This is a genomic window from Neobacillus niacini (assembly GCF_000759675.1).
In the GTDB taxonomy this organism is placed as follows: domain Bacteria; phylum Bacillota; class Bacilli; order Bacillales; family Cytobacillaceae; genus Neobacillus; species Neobacillus niacini_A.
Genome location: NZ_BAWM01000098.1, coordinates 241,048 through 259,438 on the forward strand (window position 1 = coordinate 241,048; position 18,391 = coordinate 259,438).

Consider the following 18,391-nt stretch of genomic DNA (forward strand, 5'->3'; position numbering starts at 1 on the left):
CCTAAATTTTATGCTTCAGCGCCCTGGTAAATTCGAAATGCTGGAACAATGGTGTCCGAAACAATTTCTTTTCCTTTTTCACGAATGAAGTCCAATTTATAATAGGCGTCGAATCTTTGGCTGATTTCTGTTTTCACCAGTTCAGGTGGAGTTACGACGATGAATTGGAACTTCAGTTTTTCAGCAACTGCAAAGATCGGGTCAAGGACATGTGCCGATGCAGCTTGTCCGAACGGATTATCACAAACTAATGGAACCCAGCTTTGATCGGTTTCGCTTTTAACCGATAGTAACATCATCATCATAACCATTCGGGCTGATAACTTTTGTCCTCCACTACCATCCGATTTCGTTTTAGAACCTTGATTAATCGTCTGCCAGGTTGAATAATGCTCTCTTTGCGGTTTCCCGTACATGAAGGCATTATCCGTTCGCATATTATAGACGAGCAGCTCGGGATATCGATTTCGAAGTGATACAAATAAAATTTGCTCATCACTAATGAGTTGTTTTATTTCTTCATCTAGCAATCGATTATTATCATCTATCATATCAAATTGTTTGGTAATTTTGTTAATGGCAGCTACAAAATGTTGCTTCAGCAGTGGTTCGATATCTTCAGGCTTTTTAGGTAAGATGTCTTCTTTGAGCTGTACGAGCGGAAAGGATCCACGTTCATTTTTCAGCTTCATTTTCGCAACCATCGAACGAATTGCCTCCGAAATGCTCATCATTTTCATGCTGGCACGGCTGGCCCAGAAGTTTTGAGCCTTTTCAGCCCTTTCTTTGTCGCGTTCTAATTGTTCCAATCCACTTTGTGAAAAACGCTTCATATTTTTAACAATGCTTTGGATATGCGTATAATGCCTTGTATCCAAATGGTCTAGTGTAGTTAATACTTCATTTTTAAAACGAATCTCCCAATCTTTGCCTTCAATCGTAAGCTTTAAATTACGCAATGATTGATCAATTTTCGCATGCTTCTCTTGCCCTTCTTCCTGAATCGCTTGATGCTCTTCACACCAGGATAAGATACATCCTTTTCCTTGACTCTTAATTTTTTCTAAATCATTGTTCGTAAATGCTGCCGCTTCCTCCTTTAGGATAACGGATAAGGTTAACAAATCTCCTTCATAAACTGTAATATTCGATTCAGTTTCTTTTTGGCGTTTCTCAGCTTGCTTTACTTCCTCTTTCGTTAATTTCGTTTGGTCCTTAATTTCTAAGTCCTTTACTTCTAAGTCTATTTCTTCCCATTTTTCAGGCTGTTTTTCATGCTTTTCAATCTTTTTTCCTGACTTGTCACGCTGTTCGGTCGCATGCTTTAAGGACGTTTCAGCTACTGTTACAGCCGTTCCTTGTTCCCTTTCTTCTTTTTCCGCTGCCTTCGCTTCCTTCTGTGCACTTTGCAGCATATTTTCTAATATACTTATAGGTTCCTCTGGTTCTGGAGCTTTACTCCAATCCTCATTGTGAGCATTAAGTTTTTTCTCTAATTTCTTTTGCTGCTTTTGTTCTGTTTCTTTTCTTGCTTGAAGAACAAGTAATTCTCTGGCCTGTTCTTCTTTTGATTTTTGGAGCTGTTTTAGCTCATCGATACTTCCATTTATCTCTTTTAATAAATGTGGAGATAAGCGTGGGACCTCTTCACATAGGTCTGTTTTTTCATCAGCAGGAAAAACCGCTTCTTCAATAAAGAAGGCTATCTTCTTTATATTTTGTTCGGTTTTAAGCCTCCATTCTAAATACGTATGATTCCACTGGTTTTGTAGTTCAACGATACTTTGGTGCTCTTTTCCTATTTCTTGCTGCTGAAGGCCTAAGGATTCCTTTTGCTTCTCTTTCTCTAGTTTCACCCGTTTATTTTCTTGGTTCAGAGTTTTTTCTTGATTAAACTCCTCTAATGTTTCCACATTTCTTGTAAGCTTTTCTATCTTACCTTTTGTTTTTTCCAGCTGTTCTTTTAACCCGATCTGTAATTCTTTTTCTTTTTCTTCTTGTGTTTTGATTTCCTGTAATTTCGTTTTCAGAGAAAGAAGAGCGTTTTGTTCCTGATTAAAAGATTTTTCAATATCACTAGAAAGCTCACTTGATAAAAAACGATCAATTTCTTTTAAAATACGACGTAAGGAGGTTTCTGTTTTTTCAATTTCAAAAAGTGTATCTTTCTTGTCTTCTATTTGTTTAGCAATCTTTACTTTCCAGTTGGTGAATTGATTTTTATCACTTAATAGGTCTTTCTCGGTTCCGTTAATGATGACAAAGGATGGTTGGTGATTTACACTGTTCATTTCCTCACGCATAAAAATCGGAACAGGACTCTTAAACATTCTTCCTGAAAGAACCTGCTGATTAATTTTTTGCCATTGCTGCCCGCTTACGACCAAACCGTATGGAAGGAGCGGATACGTCATAAGGGTATTCACCATTTCCTCTGTACTTAATGATTGGAGAAATTGGGTTCCATAAAAAACATCTATTCCAGTCTTCTCATCGATCCATTCCTTTAATTCTTTCACATCTTTATTCGCAATCCAGAAGGGCTCATCGTTTAAGGAATGGTCGAGTTGCGTTTCCCAAAGTTCTTTTTTTATTTGTTCCCCTTGGTGTCGGTTATTACCCAGTATTTCTTCTATTTGTATTGCATACTTGGATAAGACTGAGTGAGTAAAAGGCGCAGTTACATCATCTAATAAACCATGAAGTTTATCTAATAGTTTTGCTTCTCTTTGCATTTGCACTTCATTTGCTGCCTTTAATTCTTCAGATTTTTCTTCTGAAAACTTAATTGATTGGACTAGGGTCCCATGTGAAGTGGCAAGTTGATTTTGCACTTCACTAGATTCTTTATCTTTTATTTGCAACTCTACTAACTTTGCCTTTTTATCTTCAATTTGCTTAGAAAGACTGTCGATTAACCCCTTAAAGTCATAGGTTAAGCGGTCGCCAAATTCTTGGATGAGTGTCGCTTCCTTAGTCTCAAAGGTATGCAGTTGGGTATATAGGAAATCAATTTCAGTACTTAGCTGAGCAATGTCTTTTGTCTTTTGTTTATCCTGACGCGACAGCTCCATTGCTTTTTTATTTAGGAACTTTTGATACCCCAAATACTGTTTAACGCCTTCTTGTATCGATAGAAAGGATTGCTCCCATTGCTTTCTAGCTTCTTGCTTGATTTCATCCATTCTTTGATTCACTTGCTCTAAGCCGCTATTTTGTTCCAATGTCGCTATCTGTTGCGAAAGAGAACGAATACTTTGTTCGTTTTCACTCCACTCTTTCAATAAAGCTTGAAAGACCAGCAGTTCTTTTCGTTCCTGTTTCTCTTTAACGATTTCTTGTAAGGAAGTATGTTTATCTCTTTCTTCCACTAATTTCTTATCCCAATTCATGACCTCTCTGTGTGCTCTTGCAAACTCTAAATTATCTTTTTGATAGCGTAGTTCTGCTTGTCTTATGGTTAATTTCTCCATGTCTTTTTCTAAAGTAAGCAGCGTTTCCTCTTCCGATTGCTTCAAATGCTCTAGCGCACCAAGCAATTGTCTTCCTACCTTTATACTTTCATTAACAATTTCTTTATGCTCTATTCCTTTAGCTAGGTGCTCTTCAAATGGGACGATGTCTTCTAAAAATTCTTTATGGGCTTGCTCTCTTTTTAAGAGAACAGGCAGGTCCTTAGCGATACTGGCCTGACTTTTGAAAATTTCCACAAGATCGTTCTTTTGATGTTCCGTTCGGTGCAAGACTTGACTAACAGTTGGAATAATTCGTTTTTGGAACAGGGAATGATCATCCTCAGCTCCTTCAAAGTATTTTCCAACACCGCCTTCATCCTTGTTGATATCCTTCATAATATCCCAGTCTTTACGGTTAATCCCGTATGTATCAAGGATACGATAGTGCTTCTTCGTATCTCGGTAAACGTCAAATCCGTTCCATTTTAAATAGTCCTTCAAGCTTTCGGTATCAGCAACCTCATCATTTTCAAAGAGTGGGATATGCTCAAGTGCTGCCTCTTCTTTCCGTTCAAATTCTCTTGTATAAAAAGTAATATTCGGGAGGATCTTTGCTTCTTGTTCCAACGTTCTACTTTCATTTCCACTTTCTTCACTCATCGAGATTCGCTGTTCGGCAGAGAACATTCCTCCCGTTATCAGGTGCCGTCGGTCAGCACCGTCCAATTCCCATTGAATGAGAACATGAAAGGTATAGGGTATAAATTGCTCCTTATTATTAAAGAAGAACTGCTGATAATATCGATTGTTTTGTTTACCCCACGAAGTTCCAGGTTTGAGTATTTGAAAGATTGTTTGAAGGAACACACCTTTCCCACCGCCATTCATCATCGCTATGAGGCCATTTGTTGATGTCTCTTCATTATGGAAATTAAAAGTGGTATCTTTATATTGCTTTTGCATGCCATCATACTTCAGGTTAACAATTCTAATTCGATGGATTTTCGGCATGCTCACCCTCCTCTGTTGTCATTACCTTTTTAAATAGTTCATAACGATCATAATCGTGATACAGGTATTCTATTCGCTCAAAAAGCTCTTGTTTTGGAATCGCCTTAGCTATATCGTCCCGATCAAGAATGACGATCAGCCCCTCAGTCTCTAATAAGCGCATAGCTCCGGCAATTAAACCGATTCTGGTTCGTCTATTTCCTTTTTTAACTCCATAATCATCGGTGTCAACCTCCATGTATTTCCATGTTGTCACAACTTCTTTCATATCGATTCGTTCTTCTTCTCCGAAGGTAGGTTTAGCTTTAAGAATACTATCCCAATTAGTAATTAGATCGTTGACTTGCCGTTCTAATGCGTAGTAGCTAATCCCTTCCCGCTTCGTACGGATTTTTGCAGCTTGGTTGCGGTCGATGCTTGCTAAAAATGACATAATGACAACACTAATAAGATGAAAGTGTTTTTTCGTTTCGATTTGCCGATGCTTTTCTTTCATATGGGTAAAATTCGTAGCAAAGACGGAGCCGGTTGGCTGGACAACTAATTGGATGCGTTTAGGCGATTCAATGATATATGTACCTGATTCGTCTGCTAATAGAAGAACTGTCTGTCTCACTTCCGGGTCAAAATAAGTCTGGAAGTGTTCACTATTTTCGTCGATTACTTTATCTTTTAATAGAGTAAAATAGACAGCGGATGCTTTTTTGATACTATCTGCATTCATCATTTCTCCTCCTGTACACATATTTTAAAAGGTGTTATTTTCATTTGATACCATAGGAAGGGCTCCGCTCGATGATCAAACTCGGTAAAGATCTTTGAGCCCTCAAACACTTGAAATTGAGGGTATTCCTTCATTAATTTATATAGAAGAATTTCTCTCTCATCGCTTAATGTTTCTTCCTTCCGATGCATCACTTGAACCTTCAGTGGCTTTTTATCGAACATCATCCACAAATCAATGGTTTCAGATTCCTCAAACCATAAATCCTGTACTTCTAATGGCATCGTTTTTAAATCAGCTAACGAAAACTCTCCGTTTGTTTGTAAAAATTGAAAAACATAACTCCATGCCTTAATAACAGAATCCCAGTTAGTCACCCGCATACGGGTAATGCCTTCTTCTGTCGCATCTTCGACCACCGTATCCGTTATTAGTTTTTCATCGAATTCTTGTTCACCCCAAATCCAATCAAGCGGCAAAATAAATTCATTCTTCGGTGAGAATAATGGAGAAAGGATTTTTTCGATACCCGAAAAACGATGGACTCCTTCCTTCATTAACCAATTTTCATAAATGTGCTCTCGAAATGAAACCAGGCTATTTTCCCAAAACAATGAAGGGTTTTCCGCTTTTAATTTCATCTCATATGAAATATTTTGAATAACAAGCTTGGCAAAACGATCATGCAATTGCCTTGTATGGCCAATTTTTTCTTGGAGAAGAATTAATTCCTTCTGAATATAATCATCTTCTTCATTCCTTCGTTTCGTTTTATCTATCATGCTTGTGATAGTTCGGAAGTGATTTTTTTCTTCTTCAAATTGCTTTTCAATTTCAACACGATTGTCTGCCCTTTGCCATTCCTCTTCAATCAATAAAATTTTGGGGTTGTTGATCATTTCCTTTTGAAAAGTGAATTCCTTTGCCATTAAGCGGTTTACGCGTGAAATGAGGTGATCGAGGTTTCGAGTAGCTTTTCTAAAATTACCGTTCTTAATTAGCTGCATACTATAAAGTTGTTCAATGGTGATGGAGAATTCCTCGGCCATTTCCCTGCTCATAAAAATCATTTCCTGAGAGACATCTGTGAGTTTATAAACAATCGATCCGCCAATCTCTAAATTGGTATATAATTCATCCATCGTGACATAGCGAAAGACCTGAGTCTCCCAAGATTGTCTGATTTCATCGTAATATGAGGCCTCAAATGGTTTGCTATACTCTTCCTTTCCCTGATACAACAACCCGCTTGTAATCCGTTCAATTTGCTTATCGTCTGCTAGAAGCTTCATTTGTTTGATAGAGTCTTCAACCATGTACTTGATATCTGATTTACGTCGATGATCATCATCGTTTAATTCTCGATAAAAGATGGTGAGGAGCACCTGCATAAGAATGGTTTGGATATGAGGTTTCAGCTCACCCACTTCCATTCCCCTCCCAAGCTCAAACAGTGGATTTAATCGTTGCATTCGCTGGGCGAATCCTTCCCATGATTCGTTCACATCCATCTCCTCCATGTTTCAATTGTTAAGACTTCTTGCGGGATCCGTTTATTTTCCTGCCATAATTGCATTAATAGGTTTTGCTCCTCTTCGGTAAACCATTGAAAGAAGGCCTCACGGTATTTGAGATTTTGTGTTTGGCCTTGTTTTTGGTCATTCCTTTGTTCCAGACATTCAAGCATTTTGCGATAAATTTTTAAGGCAGGCTGAATACTGCATTCCGGGTATTTTTCGATAAGTCGAATGATGATACCATATCCTTCCGTATCAAGATCCCCTGTATAATAGAAAAGATAGGATTTAGCTGGAAACATTCGGAAGAAGAAGGAAAAGCTCCGTTCAATTTTCTTCCCTTCACCATAAATAATCAGTTCAGGTTCATAATCGAGTTGATTAGCTTCCAATAACTTAATAGAAGTATGAAAGAAAGATAGATTCTCAACAATCAGTACCCGCTGAATATCTTTGATTTCTTTCCCTTGTTTCATCCAAAATACAAATGGCTCACCGTAGTTCACCATTTTAAGCTGCTCTTCAGAAATTCCAATTCTAGCTAAAAATCCTTTTCCATCAGGAAAGCTTTCAATGTCTAGTAAGAATTTTTCATGGCCAAAGAGCTCCAAACTTCTTTCTTCGAATGACACGATCTCGCGTTCCTGCATGGATTGGAGAAAAGAATATAAATTGTCGATTCGGTCCCATTCTTCTTTCGTTTGCCATTCGGGATGCCGTTCATAAAAGGAAAAATCAAACTGATCACTTAATTTCATCATCGCGAGACGATCCCATTTGGTGTTATGAACTTTTATATTAACCCAGTAATATAATGGAAGCGCTGGTGTTCTACCATTATATTGATTATTTTGAATCGGGATAAGTTGTCCCTCATCCTGCAAGGTTTCAACCGCACGATAAAACAACGAATAACCGTCCATTTCAAAATAATCATCCATAAGCTTGCGCAACTGTAGTTCTAAATCGTTAATATTTATCTTCTTTTTTTGTTTAGGGTGTTGAATATCAGCTATAAAACCTCTCACCCGTGTTTCAATTACATTGATTGTACTCACCTACTTTAAATCTTCATAGAGTCATAGGTATAGACTCCTAATATCCTATTTGGACATCCTTTTATTATAAACTAGTTCCGTTATCGTAGGTAAATGAAATTTTCTTACTATAATTGTCGACTGTGTAAAAATTTGGTGTCAGACAACGACAAAAAGGATCAAACCCCAAAAGGATCTATTTCCGTTTAGAAACCATTTTTACTTTACTCCAGAAGCCTATGTTAGAATAAATAGAGTAGAAGTTATTTACCTTTACTAGAAGATCATGATTGTTTATTTTGAAACAAATTAGTTTTATACTATTTAAGAATAATTTAAGGTTTATATAGAACAATAGAAGGGATTGATAGATAAATAGGAAGAGGACGAAAGCTCGGCTTAGAGCGGGACTAGTATTCTTCTAAATCGAGAGGAAGATGCACCATGAAAAGAAAATGGATTAAATTATTACTTTTTCTAGCTGCTATAGCGCTAAGCACTTTTTTCATAATACAAGACAACGAAACCAAACCGTCTAAAGCAACAGGCATTGAACAAGATCAAGTTGTACCATTACCAACTGAACTCCATCCCGTAGTAAAGGAACGAAGCGATCAATTAGTCCAACAAGCAGCAAAAAAAGGAATTGTAGTTTTGATTACTGACGGGTTTCGCAGTATAGAGGAGCAGAACCGCATTTATGAACAAGGACGTACGGCAGAGGGAAATATTGTCACGAATGCAAAAGGTGGAGAGTCCTATCATAATTATGGGCTTGCGATTGATTTTGCACTTGAAACTCCTTCAGGAAATGTTATTTGGGATCGTCAATATGATCGCAATCAAAATGGAAAGGCCGATTGGTCCGAGGTAGTGCAAATGGCAAAGTCATTAGGGTTTGAGTGGGGCGGAGATTGGAAAGATTTTAAAGATTATCCACATTTCCAAATGGATTTTGGACTAACAATTGCCGATTTACAGGATGGGCAAAGACCCGATGAATCATCTAACGTAGCAGATACCCAGTGATATCTACAAATTTAAGGGGGACTTTTACAGCTATTTAGAGATCTTCTACAATTTCTTCCCTATTTTGTACAGATAACTTTTAAAGAACGAAAACAAACACCATCCAATTAAGATGGTGTCTGCTGCTATTTAGTCCGTCATTTACTCATGTTTACTGGTTTTCGATTAACTGTTTTAGCTCTTTCTGATTGGCAGCAGTTGATACCGATTCAAATTCAATTAATTCTTGATTACATGAATGTTTAAATGCATCCTTGTCTTCAGCTAAAACGCAGGCCATTCGTTTATCTTAGAATGATAAGGTAGTCGAAAATTGATTTGTTATTACTTTTTCTGTTTTATGAGCGTATAAATCCATTGCAGACCTTACTTTTACTGCACTTAATTTAAATCCTGGCATTTTGCATACCGGATCAAGGTCTTTTGAAACTAATAGATTCACATTTTGCGAGTCTGCCCAATGAAAAGGAACAAATACCGTATCCTGACGAATGGTTTCCGACCATATACTTCTGACAACAATACTACCTCTTTTAGATTCAATCCTTACTAAGGACCGATCTTCAATACCGTATTTTTTAGCAGTCGCCGGGTGAATTTCGACAAAGGATTCTACATCTCTAGCAGCTAAAGCGGGACTTTTTCTCGTTTGTACTCCTGTTAAATAGTGCGACATCACTCTTCCTGTTGTTAAAAAGAGGGGATACTCCTCGCTCAGCTGTTCCTTAGCCGGGTCTGGACGGTTTGGGACTGCCACCATCTCCGCCCTGCCATCAGGGTGGGCAAACGAAGTTTCAAACAATCGTTTCGTCCCCATTATGCTCATGGTAAAGAACCTCCAACACAAGCGGATGTTGTCGGTGCCGTTCCAGAATCAAGTGTCCCTGCAGCAATGGGTTTTGCGCAACAATCAGGTTTTCCCTATGACGTGAATGCAGCACATCGTACCATTAGTGCCACTATCAATTACTGAATATCTTTAATGACCATAAAAAAAAAAGAAAGCTGACGGGTAATCCCGACTGCTCTCTTTCTATTAATTTTCTTTTTTAACAGCGGAAAGCGCAGTTTTTTTCGCTTCCTCTTTGCTGTCATCGGATAGTAATTCTTTTGTGGAACTTTTGAATTCGGCTAATGTACGGCCAAATGCCCGACCGATTTCCGGCAGCTTAGAAGGACCGAAAATGATAAGAGCAATGACAAGTACTATAATTAACCCTGGAATTCCAATATTGGAAAGCATTTACGTTCATCTCCTACAAGTAATGGTAGCTAGTGGGGGTGTTCATGCTCCCTGACTAGGACTCCATCAATATTAATTCGTTATTGCTTCACGTTTTCGCTTTTTCTCCATTTGCTTTTCGTGCGCGCGGGCATGGGCACGGTGGCGATCTTCTTCCACTTCATCAGACATTTGAACACCCATAGGTACTGTAGTAGTTGCTATTTCTTTGATCCCTTTAAGATCTTTCTCAAAAACAAATGACGCTCTTGTTGAAATATCTGCTCCCTGCTCGGTTACAAATGGGACGACACGGTAATCTGCACGCCATTTTTCAGGAGTGACCTGGCAACGAACGTAACCGCGGTAATTATTAAAGAATTTGATGTGCGGGTTATCCGCTAAAGATTGGGCCGTGTCTGCACGCCAATCTGATCCGTTTCCGCCTGAAGTAATCGATGTTCCGACAAACTCTGCTCCAAAAATCGGAGCCTCTGGATTGTTAAAATCAGTCGTAAGATTAGAAGCCCAGCTTGCATGCACATCCCCAGTAAGGACGATAACATTGTTGATGTTAATGCCAGCAACGAAATCCGTAATGCGCTGGCGTGCCGCCGGATAGCCATCCCATGAATCCATACTGAATTTTGGTGCCGTGATGCTACCTGATTTGCGCTGTGCAAAGAATATCTGCTGGGCAAGGACGTTCCAATGAGATTTCGAGTTTCCTAGATTACCAAGCAGCCATTTTTCTTGTTCTGATCCAAGAAGAGTACGCTTTGGATCCAAGGACTCTGGTGTATGAGCCTTTGATCCATCACCATTCGCCTGGTCATCACGGTATTGGTGCGTATCAAGTACATAGAAATTCGCCAAATCACCATATGTGAAATCCCGGTATAATTGCATGCCGCCATCATGAGGCAATGACGACCTGCGGAGTGGCATGTGCTCATAATAAGCTTGGTAAGCCGCGGCACGGCGCTTAATAAAAGCTTCAACAGACTGGCCTTTTTCTGGAATGACATTTGCGTAATTGTTTTCCACTTCATGATCATCCCATGTAACAACCCATGGGAATGCAGCGTGTGCAGCCTTGAGGTGTTCGTCTGAACGATATTGGGCATGGCGAGTGCGGTAATCTTCAATCGTGATAATTTCATCGCCTTTGTGGGCACGGACATTGCCAGTTGGTGAAAGATACTCGTTCGTACCGTATTCATATATGTAATCGCCAAGGTGGAATACAAGATCAAGATCCTCTTTCGCCAAATGCTTGAACGCAGTAAAATAGCCGTGTTCATACTGCTGACAGGAAGCGAATGCGAATGTCATGCTTGCTACGCTGGAACCTGCTGCCGGAAGCGTTTTTGTTTTTCCAACAGGGCTCAGTTCATTTCCGGTCTTGAAACGGTAAAAATAAATCGTATTCGCCTTCAGGCCGCTCACTTCTACATGGACAGAATGTGCGAGATTAGGAGAAGCATGCTCCGTTCCACGTTTAATTACGTTCCGGAAGTTTTCATCTGTTGCTAGCTCCCAATTAACGGGAACGACATGAGCTGGCATTCCTCCACCATTTAATGGATCGGGAGCCAACCTTGTCCATAATACGACACTGTCTGATAGCGGATCGCCGGAAGCGACACCAAGAGAAAAAGGATATTCGCTGAAATTCGGAGCAGCCTCTACTTTAAACCCTCCCAATGATTGAGCAATGGTCAACCCAAGAGACAGCCCTGCGATCTTTCCGGCTCCATGAAGAAAGCTCCGTCGGTCTAAATTCTTTTTCAAATTTTGTTCGTTAAACTTCCTAATCATTTCGTCCAAATTTGTCATGATATCTTCCCCTCTCAGACTACATTTTTTTACCACGACTTTGATTATAAATAGGATTTATTAAAATATTATGAAGATTGTAAATTGAAAATAGTATGGTGTTCGATTGTTAGTTCATTTATAATAGGCAATTCAATTTAGATATGGATAAAAATAACAATAATATTTTCTGTTTTCCCTAATCCAACAGCTATTCTATCGATTTTAGCTAGTCATTTTCTCCTGTTTTTTTTAATATTATTTTCATAAAAACCTTACAAACTATCTTTGTACAACATAAAATTTCAAGATTCAAAAGAATCGTTACCTAAAAAAACACTCTTCCACTGAATCGGAAAAGTGTTTTTTTGATAAATAATAGATTTAAAGATTTCATTTGAGTATTAATATAAAAAAATTATTAAAATGAAGGAATTTTTACACCCAAATATTTGTCGACTTCCCGTGCGACTTCCCTGCCTTCGTTGATCGCCCAAACGATGAGGCTTTGACCTCTTCTGGCATCACCTGCTGCAAACACTCCTTCAACGTTCGTTTTGAACTCACCGTATCTAGCTTCAACCTTTTGGTTGACTGCTTTCACACCGAATTGGCTTAATAGAGGCTGCCCTGTTCCCTCGAAGCCAATCGCGATAAACAATAACTGTGCAGGCCATACTTTTTCAGTGCCTGGAATTTCTTTAAAATAATAACGCCCTTTCTCATCCTTTCGTTTCTCCATTTGGATGGTGTGAAGCTCTTTAACGGTCCCATTCTCATCGGCGACGATTTTCTTTGTTTGAATAGAATATTGACGAGGATCTCCCCCAAATTTGGCTTCTGCTTCCTTATAAGCATAATCCATTGTAAAGACGTTTGGATAGGCTGGCCATAAATTATCAGTAGTACGTTCAGCAGGCAATTGTGGATGCTTGCCAAACTGAACGACACTGCGGCATTTTTGACGAAGCGCTGTTGCCACACAGTCGGCACCTGTATCCCCACCGCCAATAACGATGACGTCTTTGCCTTCTACATCGATATATAGACCATCTTCAAAATTCGAATCTAATAGACTTTTAGTCGCTAGAGTCAAATAATCTATTGCAAAGTGAATGCCTTTAGCTTCACGGCCTTCAATCTCTATATCACGTTGCTTCTGTGCACCTGTGCAAAGGATAACTGCATCGAACTGAGCTTGAAGTTCGGAAGCTTTAATATCTTTGCCCACTTCTGAATTCGTAACGAAGTCGATACCTTCCTGTGTCAATAATCGAATCCGGCGTTCTACCACTTCTTTTTCAAGCTTCATGTTTGGAATTCCATACATCAGCAAACCTCCAGGACGGTCAGCACGTTCAAAAACAGTGACCGAGTGGCCTGCTTGATTAAGCTGGTCAGCAGCCGCCAAACCAGCAGGACCGGAACCGATAATAGCTACTTTCTTTCCAGTCCGTGACCTTGGAGTCCTCGGTGTGATCCACCCGTTTTCAAAACCCTTATCGATGATCGCTTGTTCAATATTCTTGATGGTTACCGCCGGGTCTGAAATCGCCAACGTACACGAACCTTCACACGGAGCCGGACAAACCCTTCCTGTAAACTCTGGAAAATTATTCGTTTTCAGCAGCCGCTCGAGTGCTTCTTTCCAACGGCCGCGATAGACTAGATCATTCCACTCCGGGATGAGGTTATGAATCGGACAGCCTGATGTAGCACCTTTAATCTCCATCCCAGTATGGCAGAAGGGGATAGAGCAATCCATGCACCGCGCCCCCTGTATACTTAACTTTTCAGCAGAAAAAGGAGCTGTATACTCTTTCCAGTCGTTTAGGCGTTTTAGAGGGTGTCTTTCTCCGACTTTTTCGCGAGAATATTCCATAAAGCCTGTTGGTTTCCCCATTTTTCCTCTCCCCTTTCCTTAACCGATTGAAGCTTCCTGTTGTTTAAATTGTTTTGGTTTTGCTGAGGAATTCGCTAAAAAGGCACTCATTACTGCTTCTTCTTCCGATAAGCCTGCTAGTTTTTGCTCCTCGATCAATTGGATCATCCGTTTATAATCCTTCGGAATCACTTTGACAAATTTTCTCACATACTCTTCCCAGTTTTCTAGAACACAGCTCGCCTTCACACTTTCTGTATAATGGAAATGGTTCTCGATTAACTGTTTTAGCTCATCCTGATCTGCAGTACTTGATACCGATTCAAATTCAATTAATTCTTGATTGCATAAATACTTAAATGCTTCCTTGTCTTCAGCAAAGACATAGGCAATCCCGCCGGACATTCCAGCTCCGAAGTTTTTACCCACATCACCTAAAATAACAACACGTCCGCCAGTCATATACTCACAGCCATGGTCGCCAATTCCCTCAACAACCACTTTTACCCCACTGTTACGAACGGCAAAACGTTCTCCGACACGTCCGTTAATATAAGCTTCACCGCTTGTTGCCCCGATAAAGGCGACATTTCCGGCGATTACATTTTCGCCTGAAGCGATTTTGGTATGTTCATCTGCTCTAACGATGATTTTTCCACCAGACAGACCTTTACCAACATAATCGTTTGCGTCTCCAGTCAGGGTTAGAGTCATTCCTTTCGGTACAAAGGCACCGAAGCTTTGCCCAGCAGAACCAGTAAACCTTAAGGTAATCGTATCCTCCGGAAGACCTTCCTCACCATATCGTTTGGAAATTTCACTTCCGACAATGGTACCAACCACACGATTTACGTTCGTAATAGGGAAGCTGACCTCCACAGGTGTTCCCTGTTCTAAAGCTGGTTGTACAGCCGGCAGTATTTTTTGGAAATCAAGTGTTTCGTTAATTCGATGATTTTGCGGACGTTTAAAGGTGCGTGATCCTTCAGGCTTGTAAAGCAAGGCTGTTAGATCCAAATGCTGAGCCTTCCAATGCGCTTTTGCCCGCTCACTTACCGTTAAAACATCGGTGCGCCCGACCATTTCCTCAACCGTTCTAAAACCAAGTTCCGCCATAATCTCACGTACTTCCTGTGCAACAAAGCGCATAAAGTTAACGATATAATCTGCTTCACCCGTGAACTTTCTTCGAAGCTCAGGGTTTTGAGTGGCGATACCAACTGGACATGTATCCAAATGACAAACACGCATCATCACACAGCCAAGAACCACAAGCGGTGCAGTTGCAAAGCCAAATTCCTCTGCTCCAAGCAGGGCTGCCATGACAACATCTTTACCTGTCATTAATTTCCCGTCTGTTTCAAGCACTACGCGGTCACGCAAACCATTTAACATAAGTGTTTGATGTGCCTCTGCTAATCCAAGCTCCCAAGGTAATCCGGCGTGCTGAACGCTCGTTTTCGGCGATGCACCAGTTCCACCATCGTAACCACTGATGACAATTACATCGGCTACCGCTTTAGCTACACCGGCAGCGATCGTTCCGACGCCGCCTTTTGAAACAAGCTTTACGCTGATTCGGGCATCACGATTCGCATTTTTTAAATCATGGATCAGCTGAGCTAAATCCTCGATGGAATAAATATCATGGTGCGGTGGAGGTGAAATTAAGCTGACTCCTGGCGTTGCCCCACGAACGTCGGCTACCCATGGATATACTTTCTTACCCATCAACTGGCCGCCTTCACCAGGCTTTGCGCCTTGTGCCATTTTAATTTGGAGCTCTTCGGCATTCACAAGATAATGACTCTTTACACCAAAACGTCCAGAAGCAATTTGTTTAATCTTACTTCCTCTGTTGTCTCCATTTTCATCCAACACAAAGCGGCTTGAATCCTCCCCTCCTTCACCCGAGTTGCTTTTTCCACCTAAACGGTTCATAGCAATCGCTAATGTTTCATGTGCTTCCTTACTGATCGATCCAAAGGACATCGCACCTGTTTTAAAGCGGCGAACAATCGATTCAACTGATTCTACTTCTTCAATTGGCACAGCTTGTCGTGAACCATTAAATGAGAATAAGTTACGTAAGAAGCCAATTCTTTCTTTATTTGCAAGATTCGAATATTTTTTAAATAAGTCAAAATCACCGTTACGGCAAGCCCATTGTAAAGTATGAATCGTGCCTGGATTGAAGGCATGGTGTTCTCCATCATGTCTCCATTGGAAGTTACTCCCTGATTCTAAGGTCTTGTCAGTTGATTCCGCATACGCATCCACGTGGCGCAGCTTCGCTTCTTTGGCTAATGTTTCTAATCCAATTCCACCAAGCTGAGATACAGTTCCAGTGAAGTAGCGGTCGATTACATCTGAGCTGATTCCAACTGCTTCAAAAATTTGTGCACCACGGTAACTTTGCACCGTTGAAATACCCATTTTCGACATGACCTTAACAACACCCTCGGTCATCGCGTCCAAGTATATTTCAACTGCTTCTTGATATGTGAACGGTAAAGTTCCATCCTGAACAGCTTCCTGATAAGTAGCGAATACAAGATAAGGGTTAATCGCATCAACGCCATATCCAAGCAGCACGGCGAAATGATGAACTTCTCTTACTTCCCCTGTTTCAACAATGATGCTAGCCTTCGTCCTTAAACCTTCACGAATTAAGTGATGATGAAGGGCGCTCGCTGCCATTAAAGATGGAATAGCCACTTCATTTTCATTCATATTACGGTCAGACAGGATAATCAAGCTAATGCCTTCCGCAATGGCTTCGTCTGCTTGACGGCAAACCTCGTTCAAGCCGTTCTCTAAATTCTCAGTGAACAAGATGTCGATCACTTTACTCTTAAATGATTCACTACTCTTTAATTCTTCAAGCTGGCTGTTTGTTAGGATTGGTGTCTCCAGCTGAATCCGACGGCAATTTTCTGCTGATGGATGAAGTAAATTTCCTTCCGCTCCTAGATAAGAAATCGTTGACGTAACGATTGCTTCACGAATAGAGTCGATCGGCGGATTGGTTACTTGGGCAAATAATTGCTTAAAGTAGTTAAATAAGTTCTGCGGACGATCTGACAATACCGCAAGCGGCATATCATTTCCCATTGCACCAAGCGGATCCTTGCCTTCAGTTACAGCAGGAAGGATATATTTTTGAATATCTTCATACGTATAGCCGAAAGCTTTTTGGCGAACTAGTAAATCAGCAGGAGCCTCTCCCTCCGCCTCTACTGTATCTTCCAATCGAACAAGCTGGTCGTTGAGCCATTGCTGATACGGCTCTGCTCCCGCCAACTCGGATTTAATTTCCTCGTCGGAAATAATTCGCCCTTCTTCTAAATCTATCAAAAGCATTTTTCCTGGGCGCAGGCGCTCTTTGTATAACACCTTTTCTGGCTCAACATCAATAACGCCAACCTCTGATGAAAAAATAATATAATCATCATCTGTAACATAATAACGCGCCGGACGAAGACCGTTCCGATCCAAAATAGCGCCAATTTGTTTTCCGTCCGTAAATGAAATCGCTGACGGTCCATCCCAAGGCTCCATTAAAGAACTGTGATATTCATAAAAAGCTCGCTTTTCATCAGTTAAATGAGGATTTTCAGACCAAGGCTCAGGAACGAGCATCATGGCTGCGTGGGCTGGTTTTCGGCCTGCAAGCACTAAAAATTCAAGCGCATTGTCTAAAATCGAGGAATCACTTCCATCTGTATCAAGGATAGGCAATACTTTTTCCAAATCCGTTCCAAACGCTTCAGAAACAAATTGTTTTTCCCGCGCCTTCATCCAGTGAATATTTCCCTGAAGTGTATTAATTTCGCCGTTGTGAATTAAATAACGGTTAGGATGTGCTCTTTCCCAGCTCGGAAAGGTGTTTGTACTAAAGCGTGAATGCACTAAAGCAAACGCAGAGACAAAATTCTCATCCTGCAAATCCAAATAGAACTGATCTACCTGTTCAGGTGTTAACAGCCCTTTATAAACAATGGTCCTGCTTGAAAGGCTCGCAAAATAAAACCGATATTCGGATTCCTTCGCCCATTTTTCTGCTTGTTTCCGAATCACGTACAATTTTCGTTCAAAAGCTAATGAATCCGTACTTTTTTCGCTGTCAGCAACAAACAACTGGCGAATAACAGGACAACTTTCCTGCGCCGTTACCCCTATTGTTTCAGCATTGACTGGAACCGTTCTCCAACCAAGAACCGTTTGCCCCTCTTGTTCGACCATTTTATTGATATAGGTTTCAATCTCTTCCCGTTCCGTATCATCCTTTGAGAAAAACAGCATCCCCACACCGTATTTCCCTTTTTCAGGTAAGCCTATTGCTGAACATTGTTGGCGGAAAAATAAATCAGGTATTTGAACCATAAGTCCCGCTCCATCGCCTGTAAGCGGGTCACTCCCCTGTCCGCCGCGATGATCCATTTGACAAAGCATTTTTAGTCCTTTTACCACAATATCATGTGTGGCATTCCCTTTTATGTGAGCATACAAGCCGATTCCACAGGCATCATGTTCAAATTCTGGACGGTAGAGACCTTGTGCTTTTGGTAGTTGATGATAAGTCATATCAAATCTCTCCCTGTTAGTTATTTTGTCGAAATATTCTATATGAACTATTTTAGGTTTTCTAATTAATACAAACAATATATAATTTATATCAAATCAATCTGATTTT

10 protein-coding genes and 1 pseudogene are annotated in these 18,391 nt (G+C 40.4%); 1 reads left to right on the forward strand and 10 read right to left on the reverse strand.

The genetic code is table 11. The features are described from left to right. Positions 1-8 precede the first annotated feature (8 nt). The 4 genes from TR08_RS23090 to TR08_RS23105 are packed head-to-tail and all read right to left on the reverse strand — an operon-like array spanning position 9 to position 7,765. On the reverse strand, positions 9-4,466 hold the full coding sequence (locus TR08_RS23090; RefSeq protein WP_045522213.1) for a hypothetical protein: 4,458 nt from the start codon (positions 4,464-4,466) through the stop codon (positions 9-11). Then, positions 4,444-5,190, reverse strand: coding sequence for a DUF6063 family protein (locus TR08_RS23095; protein ID WP_045522214.1), 747 nt, complete (start codon positions 5,188-5,190; stop codon positions 4,444-4,446). The genes TR08_RS23090 and TR08_RS23095 overlap by 23 nt, the downstream gene beginning before the upstream one ends. Continuing rightward, a complete protein-coding gene (locus tag TR08_RS23100; RefSeq protein WP_238579220.1) occupies positions 5,190-6,701 on the reverse strand; it encodes a hypothetical protein in 1,512 nt (503 codons plus the stop codon). The genes TR08_RS23095 and TR08_RS23100 overlap by 1 nt, the downstream gene beginning before the upstream one ends. Further along, positions 6,692-7,765: a Wadjet anti-phage system protein JetD domain-containing protein gene (locus tag TR08_RS23105; protein WP_045522216.1), complete on the reverse strand. Its 1,074-nt coding sequence runs from the start codon at positions 7,763-7,765 to the stop codon at positions 6,692-6,694. The genes TR08_RS23100 and TR08_RS23105 overlap by 10 nt, the downstream gene beginning before the upstream one ends. Positions 7,766-8,188: 423 nt before the next feature. Between TR08_RS23105 and TR08_RS23110 the strand changes: the two genes are divergently transcribed. Continuing rightward, complete coding sequence (locus TR08_RS23110; RefSeq protein WP_045522218.1) at positions 8,189-8,773, forward strand: M15 family metallopeptidase; 585 nt, start codon at positions 8,189-8,191, stop codon at positions 8,771-8,773. Between the two features lie 151 nt (positions 8,774-8,924). Here TR08_RS23110 and TR08_RS33720 read toward each other — a convergent pair whose 3' ends face one another. The 6 genes and pseudogenes from TR08_RS33720 to gltB form a co-directional block, all read right to left on the reverse strand. Next, positions 8,925-9,053 carry a hypothetical protein gene (locus tag TR08_RS33720; RefSeq protein WP_274521049.1) on the reverse strand — a complete coding sequence of 43 codons (129 nt, stop codon included), beginning with the start codon at positions 9,051-9,053 and terminating at the stop codon, positions 8,925-8,927. Positions 9,054-9,062: 9 nt separating this feature from the next. Beyond that, positions 9,063-9,587, reverse strand: a pseudogene (locus tag TR08_RS23115) (molybdopterin oxidoreductase family protein); the annotation flags it as partial. Positions 9,588-9,809: 222 nt separating this feature from the next. Next, on the reverse strand, positions 9,810-10,016 hold the full coding sequence (locus tag TR08_RS23120; protein ID WP_045522222.1) for a twin-arginine translocase TatA/TatE family subunit: 207 nt from the start codon (positions 10,014-10,016) through the stop codon (positions 9,810-9,812). Positions 10,017-10,088: 72 nt separating this feature from the next. Continuing rightward, on the reverse strand, positions 10,089-11,834 hold the full coding sequence (locus TR08_RS23125; RefSeq protein ID WP_045522223.1) for an alkaline phosphatase D family protein: 1,746 nt from the start codon (positions 11,832-11,834) through the stop codon (positions 10,089-10,091). A gap of 400 nt (positions 11,835-12,234) precedes the next feature. Then, positions 12,235-13,716, reverse strand: a complete 1,482-nt coding sequence (gene gltD, locus TR08_RS23130; RefSeq protein ID WP_045522224.1) for a glutamate synthase small subunit — start codon at positions 13,714-13,716, stop codon at positions 12,235-12,237. An 18-nt stretch (positions 13,717-13,734) separates the two neighbouring features. Continuing rightward, on the reverse strand, positions 13,735-18,282 hold the full coding sequence (gltB, locus tag TR08_RS23135; protein ID WP_045522226.1) for a glutamate synthase large subunit: 4,548 nt from the start codon (positions 18,280-18,282) through the stop codon (positions 13,735-13,737). Positions 18,283-18,391 lie beyond the last annotated feature (109 nt).